The 19,119-nt window shown below is 35.5% G+C and carries 22 protein-coding genes; 9 read left to right on the top strand and 13 right to left on the bottom strand.

Annotation, left to right across the window (positions count from 1 at the left end; all coding sequences use genetic code 11):
- Positions 1-37 precede the first annotated feature (37 nt).
- From G6R40_RS15275 to G6R40_RS14745, 3 genes are read left to right on the top strand one after another with little or no spacing between them, the layout of a single operon-like run.
- Positions 38-466: a serine hydrolase gene (locus G6R40_RS15275; protein ID WP_262887655.1), complete on the top strand. Its 429-nt coding sequence runs from the start codon at positions 38-40 to the stop codon at positions 464-466.
- Entirely contained in the window at positions 405-647 is a 243-nt protein-coding gene (locus G6R40_RS15230; RefSeq protein WP_228455873.1) for a hypothetical protein, read from the top strand. Before G6R40_RS15275 ends, G6R40_RS15230 begins: the two co-directional genes overlap by 62 nt.
- Positions 644-1,126 carry a GNAT family N-acetyltransferase gene (locus tag G6R40_RS14745; RefSeq protein ID WP_165137290.1) on the top strand — a complete coding sequence of 161 codons (483 nt, stop codon included), beginning with the start codon at positions 644-646 and terminating at the stop codon, positions 1,124-1,126. The genes G6R40_RS15230 and G6R40_RS14745 overlap by 4 nt, the downstream gene beginning before the upstream one ends.
- Before the next feature lie 2 nt (positions 1,127-1,128).
- Here G6R40_RS14745 and G6R40_RS14740 read toward each other — a convergent pair whose 3' ends face one another.
- Positions 1,129-2,781: a dipeptidyl-peptidase 3 family protein gene (locus G6R40_RS14740; protein WP_165137289.1), complete on the bottom strand. Its 1,653-nt coding sequence runs from the start codon at positions 2,779-2,781 to the stop codon at positions 1,129-1,131.
- 148 nt (positions 2,782-2,929) lie between these two features.
- Here G6R40_RS14740 and G6R40_RS14735 point away from each other — a divergent pair, with 148 nt between their 5' ends.
- A complete protein-coding gene (locus tag G6R40_RS14735) occupies positions 2,930-3,277 on the top strand; it encodes a DUF2116 family Zn-ribbon domain-containing protein (protein ID WP_165137287.1) in 348 nt (115 codons plus the stop codon).
- 3 nt (positions 3,278-3,280) lie between these two features.
- Complete coding sequence (locus tag G6R40_RS14730; RefSeq protein WP_165137285.1) at positions 3,281-4,372, top strand: MBL fold metallo-hydrolase; 1,092 nt, start codon at positions 3,281-3,283, stop codon at positions 4,370-4,372.
- 228 nt (positions 4,373-4,600) lie between these two features.
- Here the strand turns inward: G6R40_RS14730 and purF are convergent, their stop codons facing one another.
- From purF to G6R40_RS14705, 5 genes are all read right to left on the bottom strand, one after another.
- Positions 4,601-6,109 carry an amidophosphoribosyltransferase gene (gene purF, locus G6R40_RS14725; RefSeq protein ID WP_165137283.1) on the bottom strand — a complete coding sequence of 503 codons (1,509 nt, stop codon included), beginning with the start codon at positions 6,107-6,109 and terminating at the stop codon, positions 4,601-4,603.
- A gap of 18 nt (positions 6,110-6,127) precedes the next feature.
- Positions 6,128-6,847, bottom strand: coding sequence for a phosphoribosylaminoimidazolesuccinocarboxamide synthase (gene purC / locus G6R40_RS14720; protein ID WP_165137281.1), 720 nt, complete (start codon positions 6,845-6,847; stop codon positions 6,128-6,130).
- A gap of 59 nt (positions 6,848-6,906) precedes the next feature.
- Positions 6,907-7,608, bottom strand: a complete 702-nt coding sequence (locus G6R40_RS14715; RefSeq protein WP_165137279.1) for a DUF3307 domain-containing protein — start codon at positions 7,606-7,608, stop codon at positions 6,907-6,909.
- Positions 7,605-8,210, bottom strand: coding sequence for a SatD family protein (locus G6R40_RS14710; protein ID WP_165137277.1), 606 nt, complete (start codon positions 8,208-8,210; stop codon positions 7,605-7,607). The genes G6R40_RS14715 and G6R40_RS14710 overlap by 4 nt, the downstream gene beginning before the upstream one ends.
- Positions 8,211-8,347: 137 nt before the next feature.
- Positions 8,348-10,174 carry an endonuclease gene (locus tag G6R40_RS14705; RefSeq protein ID WP_165137275.1) on the bottom strand — a complete coding sequence of 609 codons (1,827 nt, stop codon included), beginning with the start codon at positions 10,172-10,174 and terminating at the stop codon, positions 8,348-8,350.
- A gap of 187 nt (positions 10,175-10,361) precedes the next feature.
- Here G6R40_RS14705 and G6R40_RS14700 point away from each other — a divergent pair, with 187 nt between their 5' ends.
- The 4 genes from G6R40_RS14700 to G6R40_RS14685 all read left to right on the top strand — a co-directional run bounded on the left by G6R40_RS14700 (position 10,362) and on the right by G6R40_RS14685 (position 13,245).
- The gene (locus G6R40_RS14700) at positions 10,362-11,486 is read left to right on the top strand and encodes an acyl-CoA dehydrogenase family protein (protein ID WP_165137273.1); all 1,125 of its coding nucleotides are present in this window, start codon (positions 10,362-10,364) and stop codon (positions 11,484-11,486) included.
- Between the two features lie 114 nt (positions 11,487-11,600).
- Entirely contained in the window at positions 11,601-12,065 is a 465-nt protein-coding gene (locus G6R40_RS14695; protein WP_165137271.1) for a nucleoside triphosphate pyrophosphohydrolase family protein, read from the top strand.
- 12 nt (positions 12,066-12,077) lie between these two features.
- A complete protein-coding gene (locus tag G6R40_RS14690; RefSeq protein ID WP_165137269.1) occupies positions 12,078-12,650 on the top strand; it encodes a TlpA family protein disulfide reductase in 573 nt (190 codons plus the stop codon).
- On the top strand, positions 12,637-13,245 hold the full coding sequence (locus tag G6R40_RS14685) for a DUF4230 domain-containing protein (protein WP_165137267.1): 609 nt from the start codon (positions 12,637-12,639) through the stop codon (positions 13,243-13,245). The genes G6R40_RS14690 and G6R40_RS14685 overlap by 14 nt, the downstream gene beginning before the upstream one ends.
- Before the next feature lie 64 nt (positions 13,246-13,309).
- Here G6R40_RS14685 and G6R40_RS14680 read toward each other — a convergent pair whose 3' ends face one another.
- The 7 genes from G6R40_RS14680 to atpE form a co-directional block, all read right to left on the bottom strand.
- Positions 13,310-13,612 (bottom strand): ATP-dependent Clp protease adaptor ClpS, encoded by a 303-nt coding sequence (locus G6R40_RS14680; protein WP_165137264.1) that lies wholly within the window; start codon positions 13,610-13,612, stop codon positions 13,310-13,312.
- Between the two features lie 34 nt (positions 13,613-13,646).
- Complete coding sequence (locus G6R40_RS14675) at positions 13,647-14,993, bottom strand: hemolysin family protein (RefSeq protein ID WP_165137261.1); 1,347 nt, start codon at positions 14,991-14,993, stop codon at positions 13,647-13,649.
- 238 nt (positions 14,994-15,231) lie between these two features.
- Positions 15,232-16,092, bottom strand: a complete 861-nt coding sequence (gene atpG / locus G6R40_RS14670) for an ATP synthase F1 subunit gamma (protein WP_165137258.1) — start codon at positions 16,090-16,092, stop codon at positions 15,232-15,234.
- Positions 16,093-16,178: 86 nt separating this feature from the next.
- Complete coding sequence (gene atpA, locus G6R40_RS14665; RefSeq protein ID WP_165137255.1) at positions 16,179-17,756, bottom strand: F0F1 ATP synthase subunit alpha; 1,578 nt, start codon at positions 17,754-17,756, stop codon at positions 16,179-16,181.
- Positions 17,757-17,773: 17 nt separating this feature from the next.
- Positions 17,774-18,313, bottom strand: a complete 540-nt coding sequence (gene atpH, locus G6R40_RS14660; protein WP_165137252.1) for an ATP synthase F1 subunit delta — start codon at positions 18,311-18,313, stop codon at positions 17,774-17,776.
- Between the two features lie 5 nt (positions 18,314-18,318).
- Positions 18,319-18,813 (bottom strand): F0F1 ATP synthase subunit B, encoded by a 495-nt coding sequence (locus tag G6R40_RS14655; RefSeq protein WP_165137249.1) that lies wholly within the window; start codon positions 18,811-18,813, stop codon positions 18,319-18,321.
- A gap of 87 nt (positions 18,814-18,900) precedes the next feature.
- Positions 18,901-19,110, bottom strand: a complete 210-nt coding sequence (gene atpE / locus G6R40_RS14650) for an ATP synthase F0 subunit C (protein ID WP_034675836.1) — start codon at positions 19,108-19,110, stop codon at positions 18,901-18,903.
- Positions 19,111-19,119: the final 9 nt, after the last annotated feature.

Raw genomic sequence — 19,119 nt, 5'->3', positions numbered from 1 at the left:
ATCGCCATGGCTAGGCAAAGAAAGAACCGACAAAGAATTGCTTGACGAAATCAAAAAACAAGCTATATTGTTCTCACCCCACGACAGCATTTCCTATTCCAACTCAGGATATTATCTTCTTGGAAAAATCATTGAAAAGAAAACGAACAAAAATTTTTCGGAAGTTTTAAAACAAAATATCACCAAAAAACTAAAACTCAAGAATACACATTCTGCCGAAGAAAATCCTCAGAACATCCATCTTTCTCATATTTTTGAAGATGGAAATTGGAAAACCAAAAAGGATTTTTATTTTAAAAACATTACCGCAGTTGGCGATATCTCATCATCTATGAAAGATATCAACAGTTTCATCACCGCCTTATTCAATGCTAAAATCATCAAAACTGAAAGTCTTAAAAAAGATGAAACCTATTCTCGGAAAAGAAACTTATGGGCGCGGTTTGATGGCTTTCAAATTCCATAATATTGATTTTTTGGGTCACACGGGCGGAACTTCAGGAACGAGTACAATTTTGATTTATGATGATAAAAACAAAATATCAATCGCCTTATCCATAAATGGAGAAATGTCTCCACGCAACGATTTTGCAAATGATTTAATCGATATCATCTACAACAATCGTCTTAATTTACCACAACAATGATTCGGCTAAGAACATTTGAACATCAGGATTTTAAAATATTAAATTCTTGGATTAAAAACCCTCGGTATTTGATGCAATTTGCTGGTGCTGCTCTTAGTTTTCCTTTAACAGAAGAACAATTTTTTGAAGATTTAAAAAATCCAAAACGAAATGCTTTTTCTGTACTCGATGAAGAAAGCAAAAACATTATTGGTCATGCACAAATTTTAGAAAAAGACGCTACTTTTTTGCTTGGCCGTATTTTAATTGGCCCTGAAAACCATCGCGGAAAGGGACTCGGACAAATAATCATGCAGCAACTACTCGACTTTGGCTATCAACATTTCCCAAATAAATCTGCCGAACTTAATGTGTTTGATTGGAATATTGGCGCTATAAAATGTTACGAAAAATTTGGTTTTAAACTGAATCCCAAAATAAAAAAAGAAGTCCAAATCGGAAATGAAATTTGGACTTCTGTTAATATGATTTTAGATTAAATTTACTTCAAACCCAACATTTGTGGACCTTGTTCGAAAACTATATCAACTGGGATATTTTGTGTTTTAAGTTTATCCAGATCCTTTTGCAAATCTGCAGGAATAATTCCTTTTTCGGCATACAACTTTTTGACCCCCTCATAATCGCCATTGCCCTGCAAAGTCAAAACCAGTTCTGAAAGCCCATTCATAGCAGCTTCCATTTTCGGAACATTGACTTTATACTTCCCGTTGCTTAACTTTTCGAAAGCGCCTTTTTCAGCAAAATAATTAAAAGCAATCATATTTGCGGTTCCGTGTGCTGAACTAGCCCCAAATCTTACAGAACGGAAAATTCCTGCTAAAAATGTCACGAAATAATCCTCTTTACTTCCTGACAATTCGCCTTTTTGCAATAACTGATTCACCATGTACAATCCCAAAATATCTGCTTTTCCTTCTTCCAAAGCAGAATTGGCTTCTTTCAAAGCTTCACGTACAGAGCCTTTTCCGTTGACTGTATTTTTAATTCCTAAACCGTGTGCCACTTCATGAAACATCACATTTGAAAAGAATGCATCGAATTTGATATTTCTCTGTTGGCTGTCATCAATCAAAGACGTTGCAATAGGAACCAAAATTTTATCAAATTTCGCCTTCATCGCATTTTTTAATTGAAGCCTGCGTGTTCCTTTTTCCAACTGCACTTTTTCATCATTAGGAAGGTTAATAGCAATGGTCTTTCCCGCAGCATTACAATCGCCCGCATAGAAAACCACATCATAAGCGTTGAGATCCGAGTCTGTACCTGGAACTTCTTTTTTGTATTCGGCTTTTACAGGAAGATTAGTTTGTAGCTCTGGAAGGTATTTTACAAATTTTGCTAACCTGTTACTCCATTCTACATCTTTTACCAAAACATAAGCTTCAAACGAAGTTTTGTACCCAAAAAGTTGATCTTCGTAATTTTCGATTGGCCCAATTACTAAATCTAGATTGGAATTTTTCATGTCCATCCACGCCAAATCACTTGGATAATAATTGTCGCTCAACAAGGCTTCTGCGCGAAGTTTAAGATAATTTTTAAGTCCAGAATCTTCAGCTAGATTTGATGCTTCGTTGAGATATTTTGCTACGTCTTGAAGTTTGGTTTTGTATTCTATTGAATACGGAACAGAATAAAGTTGGCCACTGGAATCTCTTTTAATTACAGAATATGGTGATTTTCCGTCCGGAAGAATGGCTTTTTCAAACTCCTCTTTCGTCATATCTGCTGGATAATATTGCGCACCTTCTGGCTTTGCGCCAACGCCTTCTACAAAAGCTTTTTCGTTATTAAGTCTATCCCAAGGTCCGTAATTAATTTCTGCATATTGTTTGGCTTTTCCAGAAAGTTTGGAAAGCAATTTTGTTTTGTCACCATAAGCTTGTTGCCAAAACAAATTGTCCATAATTTTTGCTGCTTTAAACATTAATTTCAAAACTTGTTTTTCCTTAAACGTCAAATGCGAAATATCTGTTGTTAAAGTAACTTTTGCATAATCCTGATAAGGATATACTTGTTGTGCTTTGGTAAGTTTTGTCATCGGTTTTGTGGATTTATTCTTCTGTGCGGGCACAGTTGTTAGAAATCCTGAAACGGCTAACAAGCCTAAAAATATTATTTTTGATTTCATTAGAATTAATTTGTGTAAATTTAGTTATTAATCTTTGGAGTAACTTTATATAATGTTCGAAATTAAAAAGTTGTTTTTACAAATCGGTCAAGTTGTCGCAAAGATTGAACGGAATAATTATTGTTAAAAATAAACTGAATTAATTAATATGCTAAGCTGTCCAGAATGTGGTGAAAAAATCGTTGGAAGGTCTGACAAAAGATTTTGCTCGGATGCTTGTAGAAACACTTACAACAACCGTCAAAACAAAGACAGCTCCAATCTTATGCGAAATATCAATAATGTACTTCGCAAAAACCACCGCATCTTAACAGAGCTAAACACCGACGGAAAAACCAAAATCCAAAAATCCAAATTGGTAACACAAGGTTTCAGTTTCGATTATTTTACACAATTTATTGTTTATAAAAATGCTTCGGAATATCGATTCGTCTACGACCAAGGTTACAAATTTTTAGAAGATGATTGGCTTTTGTTGGTGAAAAACAGTTTATAAATCATGACTTTCATATTTGTAGTAATTTTCGCTATTGCGATTAGCATTTTTCTCTTCATACAACAACCAACTTTCGGAGCAAAAGCTAAGGGAATTCGTTTGGAAAGAATGAAAAAATCTTCGAATTTTAAAAACGGAAAATTCCATAACTTAGAACATACGCCTAACTTAGGACAAGGCTATTCTATGCCGAAAGTAATGTGGGATTTTTTAACAACCAAAACACCCGAAAAATTCCCTATTAAAGATATTCCGTCACAAAAGACTGACCTTAAAACACAAGATCCTAACAATGATTTTTTTGTATGGATGGGGCATTCTTCCTATTTTTTCCAAATTGATAAAACCAAATTTTTGGTAGATCCTGTTCTTAGTGGCAGCGCCTCGCCTATTAATGGAACCACAAAAGCCTTCAGAGGCACCGATATTTATGATGAGAATGATTTTCCCGACATCGATTATTTAATAATTACCCATGACCACTATGATCATTTGGATTATAAAAGCATGAAAAATTTAAAATCAAAAATTAATAAAATCGTTTGTCCACTTGGTGTTGGTGCGCATCTGGAACATTGGGGATTTGAAGATTATCAAATTATCGAACTTGATTGGTATGAAGATTCTGATTTAAAAAATGATTTAAAAATCACCTCCACGCCAGCGCGGCATTTTTCCGGTCGAGGATTTCACAGAAATACAAGTTTGTGGTCATCTTATGTTTTGAAAACCAAAAAACACAACCTATTTTTAGGCGGCGATAGCGGCTATGGACAGCATTTTAAAACAATAAAAGAAAAATATGGTCCTTTCGATTGGGCTATTTTGGAAAATGGGCAATACAATGTCCGTTGGCAATATATCCACACCTTGCCCGAGGAAACCTTGCAAGTTATCGAAGATCTTGGCGCAACAAAAGTTATCCCTGTACATTCTTGCAAATTCGCTTTGGCCATGCATTCTTGGCACGAACCTTTGGATAAAATTTCTGAAAACTCAGCAGGAAAAAACTTTAAAATTTTCACACCGATGATTGGTGAAAAGTTAGATTTTAATAATGACAATCAAAGTTTTTCAAATTGGTGGAAGTCTTAAAATTTTGTTAAAATTGAATTATCTTGGTGGGAATTGAATTCGATATTGATAAAGAAAATTTATACTTTATTATTAGTTTTTTATGCAGTTTTTTCTCTGCGCAACAAAAACTAAACAATCATTTTTTTTATGAAACATCGAAACTAAATTTCTAATAATATTAAATTTGTAAACGATTTCGGCGCGCCCAAAGGGCGCGCCGAAATTGTTTTATATTCAACTAAATAATTACTCAAACAAAGCTTCTTCTACTGGCTTTTCGACAGGATATTTCTCTGTAAAACATCCAAAACAATGATCTGGAGAACCCAAAATTTCTTTCAGATTATCAACCGATAAAAACTCCAAACTATCCACTTCCAGATAATCACGAAGCTCATCTTTAGTCATATTTGCGGAAATCAAATCATCTTTCGTTGGCGTATCGATTCCTAAAAAGCATGGCGCAATAATCGGCGGCGAAACGCTGCGGAAATGAATTTCCTTAACACCTGCTTTTTTCAAAATTTTCACCAATCGTTTAGAAGTTGTTCCGCGCACGATAGAATCGTCAATAATTACCACCCGTTTGTCTTTGATCTCCGAAACAATGGGATTTAATTTAAGATTCACAAAATGCTCGCGCATTTCCTGAGACGGAATAATAAACGAACGTCCAATGTATCTATTTTTAATCAAAACCGGACGAAACGGAATTCCTGAAGCTTTCGCAAAACCAATAGCGGCCGGAACACCAGAATCTGGAACACCGATAACAATATCGGCTTCCACAGGCGCTTGTTCCCAAATTTTAGCACCCGATTTTTCACGCACTTCATGAACATTGATGCCTTCCAACATCGAGTCGGGACGCGCGAAATAAATATACTCGAAAGAGCAGATTCTGTTAATGCAATTTTCCTTTACCAAATAGGATTGCAAACCTTCCTCGTTATCGCTTGTATAAACGATTTCGCCTGGTAAAATATCTCGTACATACTGCGCACCCACGCCGTCTAAGGCACAAGATTCTGAAGCGACAACAAAAGTTTTTTCATCGATTGCTCCCAAAACCAAAGGTCTTATACCATTAAAATCGCGAAAAGCAAAAAACTTATTTCGGGTAACACCAACTACTGAATAGGCACCTTCAATTTTTTCCATTGTCGCTTTTATCGCGCCACGTAGTCCTAGGTCAAGATTTTTTTGGATTAATCTTAAAATAACTTCAGAATCGGATGTTGCACGGAAAACCACACCTTCTTCTTCCAACTCTTTTTTTAGCTGTTTGGCATTGGTCAAATTTCCGTTATGGGCTATTGAAAGAATGATTTGGTCATATTCATTCTTTGCGAAAAAAGGTTGGTAGTTGTATTTTTTCTTATCGCCTGCTGTCGTATATCGTGTGTGTCCAATAACACAATTTCCCATGAAAGTTTCAGGATTTTCTATGGTTTTAAAAACATCTAAAACCAAACCTTCATCTTTTATAGAATACATTTTCCCGTTGTTACCTACTGTAATACCGCAAGCTTCCTGTCCGCGATGTTGCAAAGCAAATAATCCAAATTGTGACAACGAAAAAGTATCCAAATTATCTTCTGAAACCAATCCAAAAATACCACACTCTTCTTCCATTTTGTCAAAAGGATAAGCGCCAACGTCAGGTTGTTGATATTTCAGTTCTTCAAATTCGTTATAACGGTTTTGAAACGCGTATTTTGGCAACGAACTATATTCTTGAAATTCTAATTCCATTTTTTTTATATCTAGATTTTAAGCCATTAATGCTTTTTGTAATCTATCATAAATCTCTTCGTAAGCTTCTGTTACTTCGCCAAGATCTCTACGGAAACGGTCTTTGTCCAATTTTTTCATTGTGTCTTTATCCCAAAGGCGGCATGTATCAGGCGATATTTCGTCTGCTAGAACAATTTTCCCATCCGTTGTTTTTCCCAGTTCAATTTTAAAATCGACCAAAATAATGTTCATCTTATCAAATAAGTCAATCAGAAGTTGGTTGATTTTATCGGTTAATGCATACATTTCTTTAAGTTCATCATAACTTGCAGCGCCTAAAAAAACAGCGTGATGATCGTTAATAAGTGGATCTCCCAACTCATCTTTTTTGTAGCAAATATCAAAAATCGTTACAGGCGATTTAAGACCTTCTTCCACGCCTAGGCGTTGTGCCATACTTCCTGCCACATAATTACGAACAACCATTTCTAGAGGAATAATTTCGACTTTTTTCACATGTTGTTCTATATCGTTAAGTTTCTGGATAAAATGTGTTGGCACGCCGTTTTTTGCTAAATATTCAAAAATAAGCGTCGATATAGCATTGTTAAGTTCTCCTTTTCTCGCAAAAGAGCCACGTTTTTGCGCATTGAAAGCAGTTGCATCGTCTTTATATCTTACAACAACTTCATCAGGATTTTCTGTTGCGAAAACTTGTTTTGCTTTACCTTCGTAAAGCATTTCTTTCTTTTCCATTTATTCTTTTTACTTTTTATTTTAATTTATTTCTATACAAATTTACGGAAATAATTGGTTTAAAATCCAACCAAAATCCCTGTAAGTATGGCTATTCCAAAACTCAGCAAAGTCCCTATCAGCACATATTCTGTCAACTTTCGTTGTTTGGCTTGTGCCAAATCGCTAAATCTAAAAACGGACTTTGCAGCTATCATAAATCCGACACCCTCCCAATGGTTGACAATAATAAAAACAAAAACCATCAAGCGTTCCAAAATTCCAATATATTTTCCAGCGTTTGCTAAAGAGTCGGTCTGTACGGACTCTCGATCTTGCGGATTGGGCGTCCAAATGCTGATTAATAATTTAATGATTATTGACGAAGGTGTTGTTAGAAAAACTGCTGCGGTTAATAGCTTTAGATTAGTTTCATTAAAAATAATTTCCCAATCAATATTCTTTTGAGCGATTAAACTTAATCCTGCAATCACCATCACGTGTAATGCTTGATCAATAAAGAACCATACTCGTTTATTTCCAATTTTTTGTAATTCGAGCTTTGTTAAATCAATCGCAAAATGTGTTATCCCAATAAGCATCGGGATCCACCATAAATCAATATTCCAAAGGAAAACAAAACTTAAAAAAACATGCAACAATACATGCCAATAGAGGTAGGAGCTTTTAAGTTTTTTGTGTTCTTTATCTTTAACCCACGTCGTTGGCTGGAAGATGAAATCTCCGAGTAAATGTGCCAATATGAGTGGTAAAACTATCATTTTTGCTGAGAGAGAAGTTGTCTGTAATAGGCTTCGGTTTCTATTAAGAGATCGTAGTTAGCACGTTTGAGACGTTGGCTAATGGACGATTGCGTGACATTAAGTTGGCGCGCCGCTTCGTCTTGATTAAGATTCGGATTGCATAAAAACATTTCGACAATTTCTGCAGACATCACACTCCAACTGTCTAGCGTAAGACTCACCCATTTGAAAATTAAATTGAGTTGCTCATCCAATTCAGGTTTTTCGGAGGCGATGTGGAGGTTGACTTTTTCAGCTTTTATTCTTTCGAGATTGCGGCCTGAATTGACAAATGCAGTACCGTTACTTTGCGAGACTTTTTCTGCTACAAAATTTTGATCGCCCAAGCCTATGGAAATACGAACATCCAAATCTTGGATTTTTTTGATTCCTGCTTTTATTTTTAGAAATTCTAGGAAAGCATCTTCGGCATTTGGTACCAAATATTGAAATTCGTCACCGCGATAATTTTCCCATTCTTGCGAAGTTTTGCCTTCGAAAATTTTTTGCAATGCCTGAAACCAGACTTCTGCGCCAAATTTTTGAGAATCAATTATATCACCTGTGATTACCGCTTTCATGTTACAAATATAATAAAAATCGCTAATATTTTAAAATATAATACAAAAAGCTTATAAATTAAAATATTAGCGAAAAAGATTATAATAGTTAAATATTAGGTTAAAACCTTATAATATTTATTTATTAGTAGTATTACTTATTTCTTAATAAACTGCTGAACTTGATTATCTAACTTCAAGAAATAAACTCCAGTAGCGAGATCAGAAACATTAACTGCGTTATTTTTCGAATTAAGAACTCCAGTTTTCATCATTCGGCCTGAAGTATCCAAAATTTGGAATTGAGACATTTTTGTATCGGATTTAATGTTCACAATATCAAAAACTGGGTTTGGATAAATTTGTGCAGGCGCCTTTGCTACGAATTCTTGCGTTGTCAAAACGCCTAAATCTTGACAATAATCAATCGGGTAAGATTGCCATTCGCTCAAAGCAAAAGTCGTGTTCGGTTCTGTAATCGATGCCAATCTGTACAGAGATTTATCCGCATTAGCATTATCCTCGCCCTTTGTACCAATCGCATCAACTGTGAAGTTTTTAAAATTTAGTTCCACATAATTTTTACCTGTAAATTGCAAAGCTGGCGCAGCAGATTGGATTTTTGCATTGGATGTTGTATAACACGACAAATTTGCATTTGGATTAATCGCTACAAAACTTTGTCCATGTGGGACAACACCTTCTAACTCCAAAGCTTCTGCGAAATAATAAACACTTCCTTTCATCTGAATTCCCAAACGATAGCCTTGCAAATCAACCTCATGACCTGTTAAATTGGTAATTTCCAAAACCCGATTATTTCCTGATCCTTCAATATATTTTGAAATAAACAAATCTTTAGAATAAACATCAGAATCCAAAGTGGTTACAGACAACGTATTGCTTTGTGCACTTTTAAGATAGGCATTATCGTAAGCAATAATATGATAAGTGTAAGTTGTGGAGGGCGATAATCTGTCAACCGTAAAATTGGTAGATTTTGTTTTTGCAATTAAAGTTCCGTTTTGATAAATTTCGTACCCAATAACATCGGCGTCGGGACTTGCCTGCCATTGCAAACTCGTGAAATAGGCCGAATTTTTAGTAACAGACAAAGCCGACACGGCCTGTGGCGCGACATTATCCGAAGTTTGATTCCAAATAGAATCGACCCATTCTGGATGATCGACAAATGGATTTCTATTCTTCTGAATAGTGTACACATAATTATTGCGATCGATTTCTCGTTGTGAGACTGGATCCAGATTATGCCAACTAATCAACATGTCGATATACCATTTTTCGTAAGCACGCTCTTCCGTACCATCCATCGGATTTCGATCTTTAGAAGGCATAGCATTCGAACTATAATTAAACGTTCCTAATTTCCCTTCGTAACGCACGGCATAATAAAGAAGCATTCTCGCAACATCTCCTTTGAATTCATCAATCGGTTCGTAGGCACGTTCTCCGTAAGTAGAATTTGGGATTGCATTCGTACCTTGTTTAGAACCATTTGTAAAAGTATAACTCGCGTTGCCAACAATTCCGTAGGGATAATTGCTTCTCAATTGATTGATTCTGGCATCTGTAGGAATTACAAAAAATAAATCCGAATACATTGGGTAATTGCTATTAAACGTACTTTGCGGCATGCCATGTTCGCGGTTCCAACCTTGGGCTTCTTGCGAAGCAGTTCCAATCATTTGACTAAAATTATACTCGTAGGCATCTGGCCCATCTGGAATTTCAGAATAAATATCCAAAAGGCTTCCATTATTTTCATAATAACGATCGACATCGGTTATCGCGTAAAAATTGGGAAGATCACCGTAGTTCCAGCTAATTGGTTTGTTAGAAATTATATCGTGTAATTTTGATTTTAATTGATATCCTGAAAGATTTTCTGTACCAAAATAATAAGTTTCCGTTTGACCAAAAATTAAACTTGGTAGAATCAATAATCCAAAATAGAGTTTTTTCATACTTAAAATTATAAGGGGTATAAAGATAATTAATTATCTGCTATCTGTTCGAAACAATATATAAACATCACATTAAAAATTAATAACCTAATAATCAAAAGACTAAACAAAACAACATTCAATGAATTAAAAGAAAAATTTTGACTCGATTCTAAATTGGATTATATTTGGAAAACAATAATTTAATATGGACAACTTAAAAATGGTCGCTGAGACCGCAAGAGATTTCGCAGAAAAAAATATCCGCCCGAATATTATGGAATGGGACGAAAGTCAAACATTTCCTGTAGAACTTTTCCACCAATTGGGAGAAATGGGTTTTATGGGCATTGTAATTCCTGAGCAATATGGAGGTTCTGGCCTTGGCTACCACGAATATGTCGCGATATTGGATGAGATTTCTCAAGTTGACCCATCTATTGGACTATCTGTTGCTGCACACAATTCACTTTGTACCAACCACATCTACGAATTCGGGAACGAAGAACAACGTATGAAATGGCTTCCACAACTAGCTTCTGGTAAAGTAATCGGAGCTTGGGGACTTACTGAACACAACACAGGATCAGACTCTGGAGGCATGTCAACAACAGCTGTTAAAGATGGTGACGAGTGGATCATTAGCGGGGCAAAAAACTTTATTACACACGCTATTTCTGGCGATATCGCAGTGGTAATGACAAGAACAGGAGAAAAAGGTGCCAAAAATAATTCAACAGCTTTTGTTTTAGAAAAAGGAATGCCTGGTTTTACGTCTGGTAAAAAAGAAAATAAATTAGGAATGAGAGCTTCAGAAACGGCGGAACTCATTTTCGATAACGTAAGAGTTCCTGATTCTCACAGATTAGGCGAAGTTGGAGAAGGTTTCAAACAAGCTATGAAAATTTTGGATGGCGGTAGAATTTCTATTGCTGCACTTAGTTTAGGCACTGCAAGAGGCGCTTACAAAGCGGCTTTGAAATATGCTAAAGAAAGACATCAGTTCGGGAATCCGATTTCAAGTTTCCAGGCGATTAACTTCATGCTAGCGGACATGGCAACAGAAATCGATGCTGCAGAATTATTAATTCAAAGAGCATCAACTCTTAAAATGGCAAAACAGCCAATGACCAAAGAAGGTGCGATGGCAAAACTTTATGCTTCCGAAGCTTGTGTAAGAATTTCTAACAACGCGGTACAAATCTTTGGTGGTTATGGTTATACCAAAGATTTCCCAGCGGAAAAATTCTATAGAGATTCAAAACTTTGTACAATCGGCGAAGGAACTTCAGAAATCCAGAGATTGGTCATCGGAAGAGCTATCACAAAATAAATTTTAAACAATTTTAGAATTTAATAAAATTAAGATCGGAACTCTGTTTCGGTCTTTTTCTTTATAAAAGTTTTAGTCATTAATCATTATATTTGCTTTAAAATAAAAATCTAAATGGACAAAATAGACAGCCTTAACCAAGTTGGCGAATTTCATAAAACCTTCAAAGCCCCAATTCTTGACACCCCACAAATCCCTTCCAAAGAACGTTGCGACCTAAGAGTTAGTCTTTTACAAGAAGAGCTTAACGAATTAAAACAAGCCATTGCTGATAATGATTTGGTGGAAATTGCCGATGCTCTTTGCGATTTACAATACGTTCTTTCTGGTGCGGTTTTAGAGTTTGGTATGGGTGAGAAATTTGTGGAACTTTTCAACGAAGTACAACGTTCTAATATGTCCAAAGCTTGCGCGAATGAAGAAGAAGCACAAGAAACTGTAAAAAATTACCAAGATAAAAACGTTGATGTTTTTTATGAAAAATCTGGTGAAAAATATAATGTTTACAGAAAAGAGGATAACAAAGTTCTCAAAAGTATCAACTATTCTCCAGCAGACCTTAAATCTATTCTTTCTTAAAAACACAACATAATGAAACAAAAATTAACGCGAATTTTAACAATCGGAATACTGACTATGAGTTTACAAAGTTGTTTTGCACAAAAAGTGGTGGTGAACCGCGAAGTAGATACACAGACCGATGGCAAAATGTTGTTGGGAGAACAGACTTTGGATCAATTTAAAAAAGAACCATTTTCGGATTGGTACACCAAAGAATATAACAACTACAAAATCCACGAAGAAAGTTTGAAACAACTAAAAAAAGAAAAGATTTCAGGTTATTCTTTCGTTGTTTTTTTAGGAACTTGGTGCGAAGATAGCCATCGTGAATTTCCTCGTTTTATGAAAATAATGAATGAAGCGGGCGTTAACCAAAACAAAATTCAAATTATCGCTGTTAACAGAAAAAAAGAAGCACCCAACGGTGAAGAAGGACTTTTTAACATCCAAAGAGTTCCGACTTTTATTGTAAAAAAATATGGACAAGAGGTTGGCAGAATTATTGAATATCCAGAATCTGGATTCTTAGAAAAAGATCTAATTAATGTTCTTAAAAACAAAGATCAAACTAAAATACAGCCTGAGGTTAATGAAAAATATTAATGCAATATTATCTTTTGTGGTTGGAATTCTTCTGACCATTTTTTGTCTATTAGCGTGGAAAGGTTGCCACAAAGAAGAAGCTGCCGTCATCAACAAAGATTATTATCTACTGACCAACCAAATCACCAAAATGAACAAAATGATCGTTATGGAGCAAGATTTTTCAAGCTTTCAAACGCACAAAAGCAAAGCTTTCTCCTTTGCTGGCTACGATGTCCTACCAAAGGAAATGGTGCTTTACACCACGGCAAAAGCACAAGTTACTTATGATCTGAAAAAGATGAAAGTGGATATTGATACCATTAATAAAAAACTGGTTATCGATGAGCTTCCTCAAGCTGAGATCAAAGTTTTTCCTGATGTTAAAATCCATTTTATGGACGACTACGCGATCAACAGATTCAGTCAAGCTGATATCAACGGCATTATGGAATCGGCAAAGAAAAATATGGAAAAAAATATCGATTATGCTAAATTACAAAACGAAGGAAAAAAGCAGCTTATCGATAATCTTAATGAAATTTTTGTCCTTGCAAAAGCTCTGAATTATAAAATTGAAGACCGAACCAATACGATTAATCTTCAGAATTTATAACGAAAATATTAAAAATAAACGCGCCTCAAAATTTTATTTTGAGGCGCATTTTGTATCTGTTATTTTAAACGATTTCGCAAGTTAGGCCACGTTCGGATAGCATTTGGTTCATTGGTTTTAACAAATCCAAATCGCCTGTTTTCACCGTACATTTGCCTTTATAATGAACAAGTACGGTGCATTGTTCTGCTTGTTCGAAGCTATGTTTACAAATCTCTATTAGACATTCGATGACAAAATCGAACGTGTTAACATCGTCGTTGTACAAAACGAGTTTGTAAACTTCGTCTTCTTTTTCTAGGACCAAAACATCTTCTTCGTGCTGACGTTGCGGTTTGTCAAAAGAATCGTGATTAAAAATTTTCATGGATTTTAAAAATTAAAATTTTTGAAATTTTGGATTAAGCTTCCACATCAAAATCGGGTTCGTGCGGTGTGTACACCAATTCCACGACTTCCACACTTTTGTTTTGCATTTTCAGAATTTTGATGTGATAATCATTACAATCAAATTCTTGGTTTTCTTCTGGAATATCTTCTAATTCTTTAAGGATAAAACCTGCCAACGTATTATACTCTGACTCGTCGGACAATTGGAAATCTTTTGGTAAAAACTCATTAATCTCTTCCAAAGGTTGCGTTGCCTGTACCCAATAGACATTTTGAGCCACTTCGTCAACAATTTTTTCTTCTTCGTCCTCTTCGTCTTGGATTTCGCCCACCAATTCTTCCAGAATATCTTCTAATGTGATAATACCTTCCGTACCGCCAAACTCATCAATAACAACGGCTAAATGTTGTTTTTTCTGTTGGAAAATTTTCAAAAGATCAGAAATCTTTTTACTGCCAACTACAAAATAAGCTTCACGCATCAAGCGTTTAAGATCATCATGTGACAACTCGCCTTTACTTCTGATATATTCTCTAATAATTTCTTTGGTATAGAAAATACCAATAATATTATCGATAGATCCTTCATAAACCGGAATACGCGAATAGCCACTATCCATCAATTGATTGATAATTTCTTCGCGATCATCTTCTATGTCAACAGAAACGATGTTCTGCCTCGGAATCATAATTTGTTTTGCATTGTGATCGGTAAAATCAAAAGCATTTTTTATGATTTCATAATTCTCTTCCTGAATTTCTCCATTATCAGCACTTTGCTTTACCAACAATTGTAATTCCTCGGTAGAGTGAATATCTTGATCAGAAACAGGATTAATGTTTATCAATCGTAAGAAATTATTTGACAATGAATTCATTAACCAAATAAATGGTTTGAAAATATTATAAAACAAACGAAGCGGCGTTGCGATAAAAAATGTTGTCGGCTCTGACTTACGAATCGCAATCGACTTTGGAACCAATTCTCCAAAAACTATGTGCATTATCGTAATTAACATAAAACTACAAACCACCGAAATTGTGGTAATCGTCGTCTGAGAAATTGCAAAATTAAAATAATGAAACAGATCTTCGATAATATGATGCAACGCGCTCTCTCCTACCCAACCTAGAGCTAGGGAAGCTAGCGTAATTCCTAACTGTGTTGCAGAAAGATATTCATCAAGATGTTTGATGATGTGTTCGGCTTGCTTTGCCATTTTGTTACCTTCAGCAGCTTTTAGCTGGATTTGTGAGTAACGTACTTTAACGATTGAGAATTCTGCGGCTACGAAGAAACCATTGAGAAGCACTAACAGAAGTGCTATAAGAAGTTTGACTAAACTATCGGGGTCCATTTAATTATTAAAAATAAATATAATTGCTACAAATATATGAAATAAAAACAACTTAAAATTTGTTATTTAAAACTCAACAGACATTTGATACTCTATGTTTCTATTATTAAAAATTATAAAATTGTTTTGAATTTAAAAAAATCATGTGAGACGCGAGATATCATACCTTATGATAACAACAAAAACGCATCGAAGAATCATCTTCGATGCGTTTTACCAAACTAACTATTAACTTTAATTAACTATTTTTAAGCGCCTCTGCTCCAGAAACGATCTCAAGAATTTCGTTTGTAATGGCAGCCTGACGGGCTTTATTGTAGAAAATAACCAAGTCATTTTTAAGCTCTTGTGCGTTATCTGTTGCTTTGTGCATCGCCGTCATACGCGCACCATGCTCAGAAGCTACAGAATCCAAAATACCTTTGTAAACTTGTGTTTTGATTGATTTTGGAATAAGAGTTTTTAAAATCGCATCTCTACCAGGTTCAAAAACATAATCAGCATTGATTTCTTCAGTTTTTTCTGGCATCGCAATCGGAAGGACTTGTTCTGTTACAACCTCTTGAGTTGCTGCATTTATGAATTTGTTATAGATTAAATAGACTTTGTCAAATTTCTCCAACTTATACTCATCCATAATTTTTTGAGTCATTTTAGCAACATTCTCAAAAGAAAGATTATCAAATAAGTTACTGTGATTTTCGAACACAGTTTTGTTTCTTCTTACCGCATCATATACTTTTTTACCAACCGTAACAATCTCGATATTTTGAGAAGAATTAGCAGCAAGTTGATGATTCAGCTCTTTGATAACTGAAGAGTTGAAAGCGCCTGCAAGACCTCTGTTAGAAGTTACAACAATGTAAAGAACATTCTTTACCTCACGTTGTATTGCGTATTCTGACACGTTTTCGGAGTCAGAACTAGAGCTAACGTTTTCAATAATTTCTTGAAGCTTTTCAGAGTAAGGTCTTAGCATAACGATAGCGTCTTGTGCTTTCTTTAGTTTCGCCGCGGAAACCATTTTCATAGCACTTGTAATCTGCATCGTAGATGATATAGATGAAATCCTACCTCTAATTTCTTTTAAGTTTGCCATAATAGATTTTAGTTGTTGGTTGTCGGTTGTTGGTTGTTAGTTATAGAAATCTCCATCAACTATCAACCAATAACCATCAACTAATTTTAGTTATATTTTGCAGCTAAGTCTTGTGCAACTTGTTTTAACACACCAGTGATAGAATCATCGATTTTACCAGCTTTCAAAGAAGCCATAACTTCTGGGTGTTTATTTTTAAGGAATTCTATATATTCTACAGTGAATTCTTTAACTTTTTTAACAGGAATATTTTTTAGCAAGTTTTCAGTACCTGCGTAGATCATCGCAATTTGATTTTCTACTGGTAATGGCGAGTTAACTGGTTGCTTAAGAAGTTCTACGTTTCTTTCACCCTTTCCGATAACAGCCAATGTAGCTGCATCTAAGTCAGATCCGAATTTAGCAAATGCTTCTAGCTCTTTGTACTGCGCCTGGTCAAGCTTCAATGTACCAGATACTTTTTTCATTGCTTTGATCTGTGCGTTACCACCAACACGAGATACAGAGATACCTACGTTGATCGCTGGACGAACACCAGAGTTGAACAAGTCAGACTCCAAGAAAATCTGTCCATCTGTAATCGAAATTACGTTAGTTGGGATGTATGCAGATACGTCTCCGGCCTGAGTCTCAATAATTGGAAGTGCTGTTAAAGATCCACCACCTTTTACGATAGGTTTAAGAGATTCTGGCAAGTCATTCATTTGCTTAGCTATATTATCATCAGCAATAACTTTAGCTGCTCTTTCTAACAATCTTGAGTGAAGGTAGAAAACGTCACCTGGATAAGCTTCACGTCCTGGTGGTCTTCTTAATAACAAAGACAACTCACGGTAAGCAACAGCTTGTTTCGATAAATCATCATAAACGATTAACGCTGGGCGACCAGTGTCACGGAAGTATTCTCCGATAGCAGCTCCAGCCATTGCAGAATACACCTGCATAGGAACTGGGTCTGATGCGTTAGCCGCTACAACAACTGTGTAAGCTAAAGCGCCTTTGTCCGTTAAAGTCTGAACGATTTGTGCTACAGTAGACGCTTTTTGTCCGATAGCAACATATATACAAAATACTGGTTGTCCAGCATCATAGAATTCTTTTTGGTTGATAATCGTATCAATCGCAACAGTTGTTTTACCAGTCTGTCTGTCACCAATGATAAGCTCTCTTTGCCCTCTACCTACAGGAATCATCGAGTCAATTGCAACGATACCTGATTGTAAAGGCTCCGTTACAGGTTGTCTGAAGATTACCCCTGGTGCCTTTCTTTCTAGTGGCATTTCGTAAAGATCTCCTGTGATAGGACCTTTACCATCAATAGGGTTACCCAATGTATCAACAACTCTACCTAACATTCCTTCTCCTACTTTTATAGAAGAGATTGTGTTGGTTCTTTTAACAGTATCTCCTTCTCTTACAAGTTTTGATTCGCCAAGAAGAGCAACACCTACATTGTCATCTTCTAGGTTAAGTACTAAACCTTCAACACCACTTTCGAATTTTACCAATTCTCCGTATTGTACGTTTTCTAAACCGTAAACACGTGCAATACCATCCCCGATAGAGAGTACAGTACCTACTTCCTCTACGTTAGATTGCGTATCGAAATTTGCTAATTGTTGCTTCAGTATCGCGGATACTTCTGCTGGATTTATTTCTGCCATTTTATGGTTGTTTTTTCTTAATTAAGTTGAAATTCTTTCTTAATGTTATTAAGTTTTGTTTTCACAGAAGCGTCGATTTGTTTATCACCAACTCTTAGAATGTAACCTCCAAGAATTTCTGGTTTGATAATACTTTCCACTTCAAAATCTGTATTGGTTGGGATAAGCTTTGAGGCTTTCAAAATATCCGTTACAGTTTCTTTTGACAAAGCTGTTGCAGATGTTACCGATACACGTTTTGTACCTCTAATGTCTTCAACTTTGTTAATAAATTCTTGTGCGATTTGCTTAAGATGGGACTCGCGTCCTTGATTAATAGTCAATTTTACAAGATTTTGCGCAACAGGTGAAAAAGCTTTAAAAACTTCTCCAGCAACTTCTATTTTCTTTTTAGCATCGATAAAAGGGGTGTTGAAAAATTGGTTCAACTCCTTTGACTCAGACATGATTTTTACCACATCTTGCATTTCTTGGAAAATAGCGTCTGTGCTACCAGCTTCTCTGGAGAAATCTAGCAGACCTTGCGCGTATCTTTTTGCAACTTTAGATGTTAGCATTGTTTTTAATTAAGGTTAGACTTATTGATTAAGTTTTCAACTAGGGCTGTTTGCGCTTCGTTGTTATCTAACTTTTGTTTTAGGATGTTTTCTGCAATAGTTACAGATAAAGTACCGATTTGGTTTTTGATATCTGCCATAGCAGCATTCTTTTCCGTTTGGATAGATTGTCTAGCAGATTCGATCATTTTGTCTCCTTCTACTTTTGCAACTTCTTTAGCATCGCTAACGATCTTATCCTTCATGTCTCTGGCTTCTTTTAGGATAGCATCACGCTCAACTTTTGCTTCACGAAGAATTCTTTCGTTATCTTCTTTCAGTTGAGACATTTCTTGACGAGCTAATTTAGCTTGGTTAAGAGCATCTTGAATGTTGTTTTCTCTTTCTCTCACAGCACTTAAAATTGGAGCCCATGCAAACTTAGCTAATAAAGCCAAAAGTAAAAGAAATACAACTGCTGTCCAAAATAAGTTACCAATTGAAGGCGTTAATAAGTCCATTATCTAAATGTATATTAAAGTTATAATTGTTTTAGTTTAATAAAAGGATTCTACAAACCAACCGTTTGCAGAATCCTTAATTGTTTCTTATCCGTTACCTAGTAATGCTACTACGATACCGAATAGACCAGCACCCTCGATAAGAGCTGCTGCGATAATCATTGCAGTTTGGATTTTTCCTGATTGCTCTGGTTGTCTAGCGATACCTTCCATAGCGCTTCCACCAATTTTACCAATTCCTAATCCAACGCCTAGAACTGCTAATCCAGCTCCGATTGCTGCGATACTACCTGTCATAATGTTATA

The sequence above is a fragment of the Chryseobacterium sp. POL2 genome, assembly GCF_011058315.1.
Lineage (GTDB): Bacteria > Bacteroidota > Bacteroidia > Flavobacteriales > Weeksellaceae > Soonwooa.
This window is presented reverse-complemented; position numbering and strand designations above follow the sequence as displayed.

Coding starts and splice junctions, on each gene's coding strand:
- G6R40_RS14705 (WP_165137275.1), bottom strand. CDS start 10,174: ATGAAAAAACTCTATTTTGGATTATTGATTCTACCAAGTTTAATTTTT.
- atpE (WP_034675836.1), bottom strand. CDS start 19,110: ATGACAGGTAGTATCGCAGCAATCGGAGCTGGATTAGCAGTTCTAGGC.
- purC (WP_165137281.1), bottom strand. CDS start 6,847: ATGGAAAAGAAAGAAATGCTTTACGAAGGTAAAGCAAAACAAGTTTTC.
- G6R40_RS14685 (WP_165137267.1), top strand. CDS start 12,637: ATGAAAAATATTAATGCAATATTATCTTTTGTGGTTGGAATTCTTCTG.
- G6R40_RS14735 (WP_165137287.1), top strand. CDS start 2,930: ATGCTAAGCTGTCCAGAATGTGGTGAAAAAATCGTTGGAAGGTCTGAC.
- purF (WP_165137283.1), bottom strand. CDS start 6,109: ATGGAATTAGAATTTCAAGAATATAGTTCGTTGCCAAAATACGCGTTT.
- G6R40_RS14690 (WP_165137269.1), top strand. CDS start 12,078: ATGAAACAAAAATTAACGCGAATTTTAACAATCGGAATACTGACTATG.
- G6R40_RS15230 (WP_228455873.1), top strand. CDS start 405: ATGAAACCTATTCTCGGAAAAGAAACTTATGGGCGCGGTTTGATGGCT.
- G6R40_RS14700 (WP_165137273.1), top strand. CDS start 10,362: ATGGACAACTTAAAAATGGTCGCTGAGACCGCAAGAGATTTCGCAGAA.
- G6R40_RS14730 (WP_165137285.1), top strand. CDS start 3,281: ATGACTTTCATATTTGTAGTAATTTTCGCTATTGCGATTAGCATTTTT.
- G6R40_RS14740 (WP_165137289.1), bottom strand. CDS start 2,781: ATGAAATCAAAAATAATATTTTTAGGCTTGTTAGCCGTTTCAGGATTT.
- G6R40_RS14680 (WP_165137264.1), bottom strand. CDS start 13,612: ATGAAAATTTTTAATCACGATTCTTTTGACAAACCGCAACGTCAGCAC.
- atpH (WP_165137252.1), bottom strand. CDS start 18,313: ATGCTAACATCTAAAGTTGCAAAAAGATACGCGCAAGGTCTGCTAGAT.
- G6R40_RS14675 (WP_165137261.1), bottom strand. CDS start 14,993: ATGGACCCCGATAGTTTAGTCAAACTTCTTATAGCACTTCTGTTAGTG.
- atpA (WP_165137255.1), bottom strand. CDS start 17,756: ATGGCAGAAATAAATCCAGCAGAAGTATCCGCGATACTGAAGCAACAA.
- atpG (WP_165137258.1), bottom strand. CDS start 16,092: ATGGCAAACTTAAAAGAAATTAGAGGTAGGATTTCATCTATATCATCT.
- G6R40_RS14715 (WP_165137279.1), bottom strand. CDS start 7,608: ATGATAGTTTTACCACTCATATTGGCACATTTACTCGGAGATTTCATC.
- G6R40_RS14745 (WP_165137290.1), top strand. CDS start 644: ATGATTCGGCTAAGAACATTTGAACATCAGGATTTTAAAATATTAAAT.
- G6R40_RS14695 (WP_165137271.1), top strand. CDS start 11,601: ATGGACAAAATAGACAGCCTTAACCAAGTTGGCGAATTTCATAAAACC.
- G6R40_RS14655 (WP_165137249.1), bottom strand. CDS start 18,813: ATGGACTTATTAACGCCTTCAATTGGTAACTTATTTTGGACAGCAGTT.
- G6R40_RS14710 (WP_165137277.1), bottom strand. CDS start 8,210: ATGAAAGCGGTAATCACAGGTGATATAATTGATTCTCAAAAATTTGGC.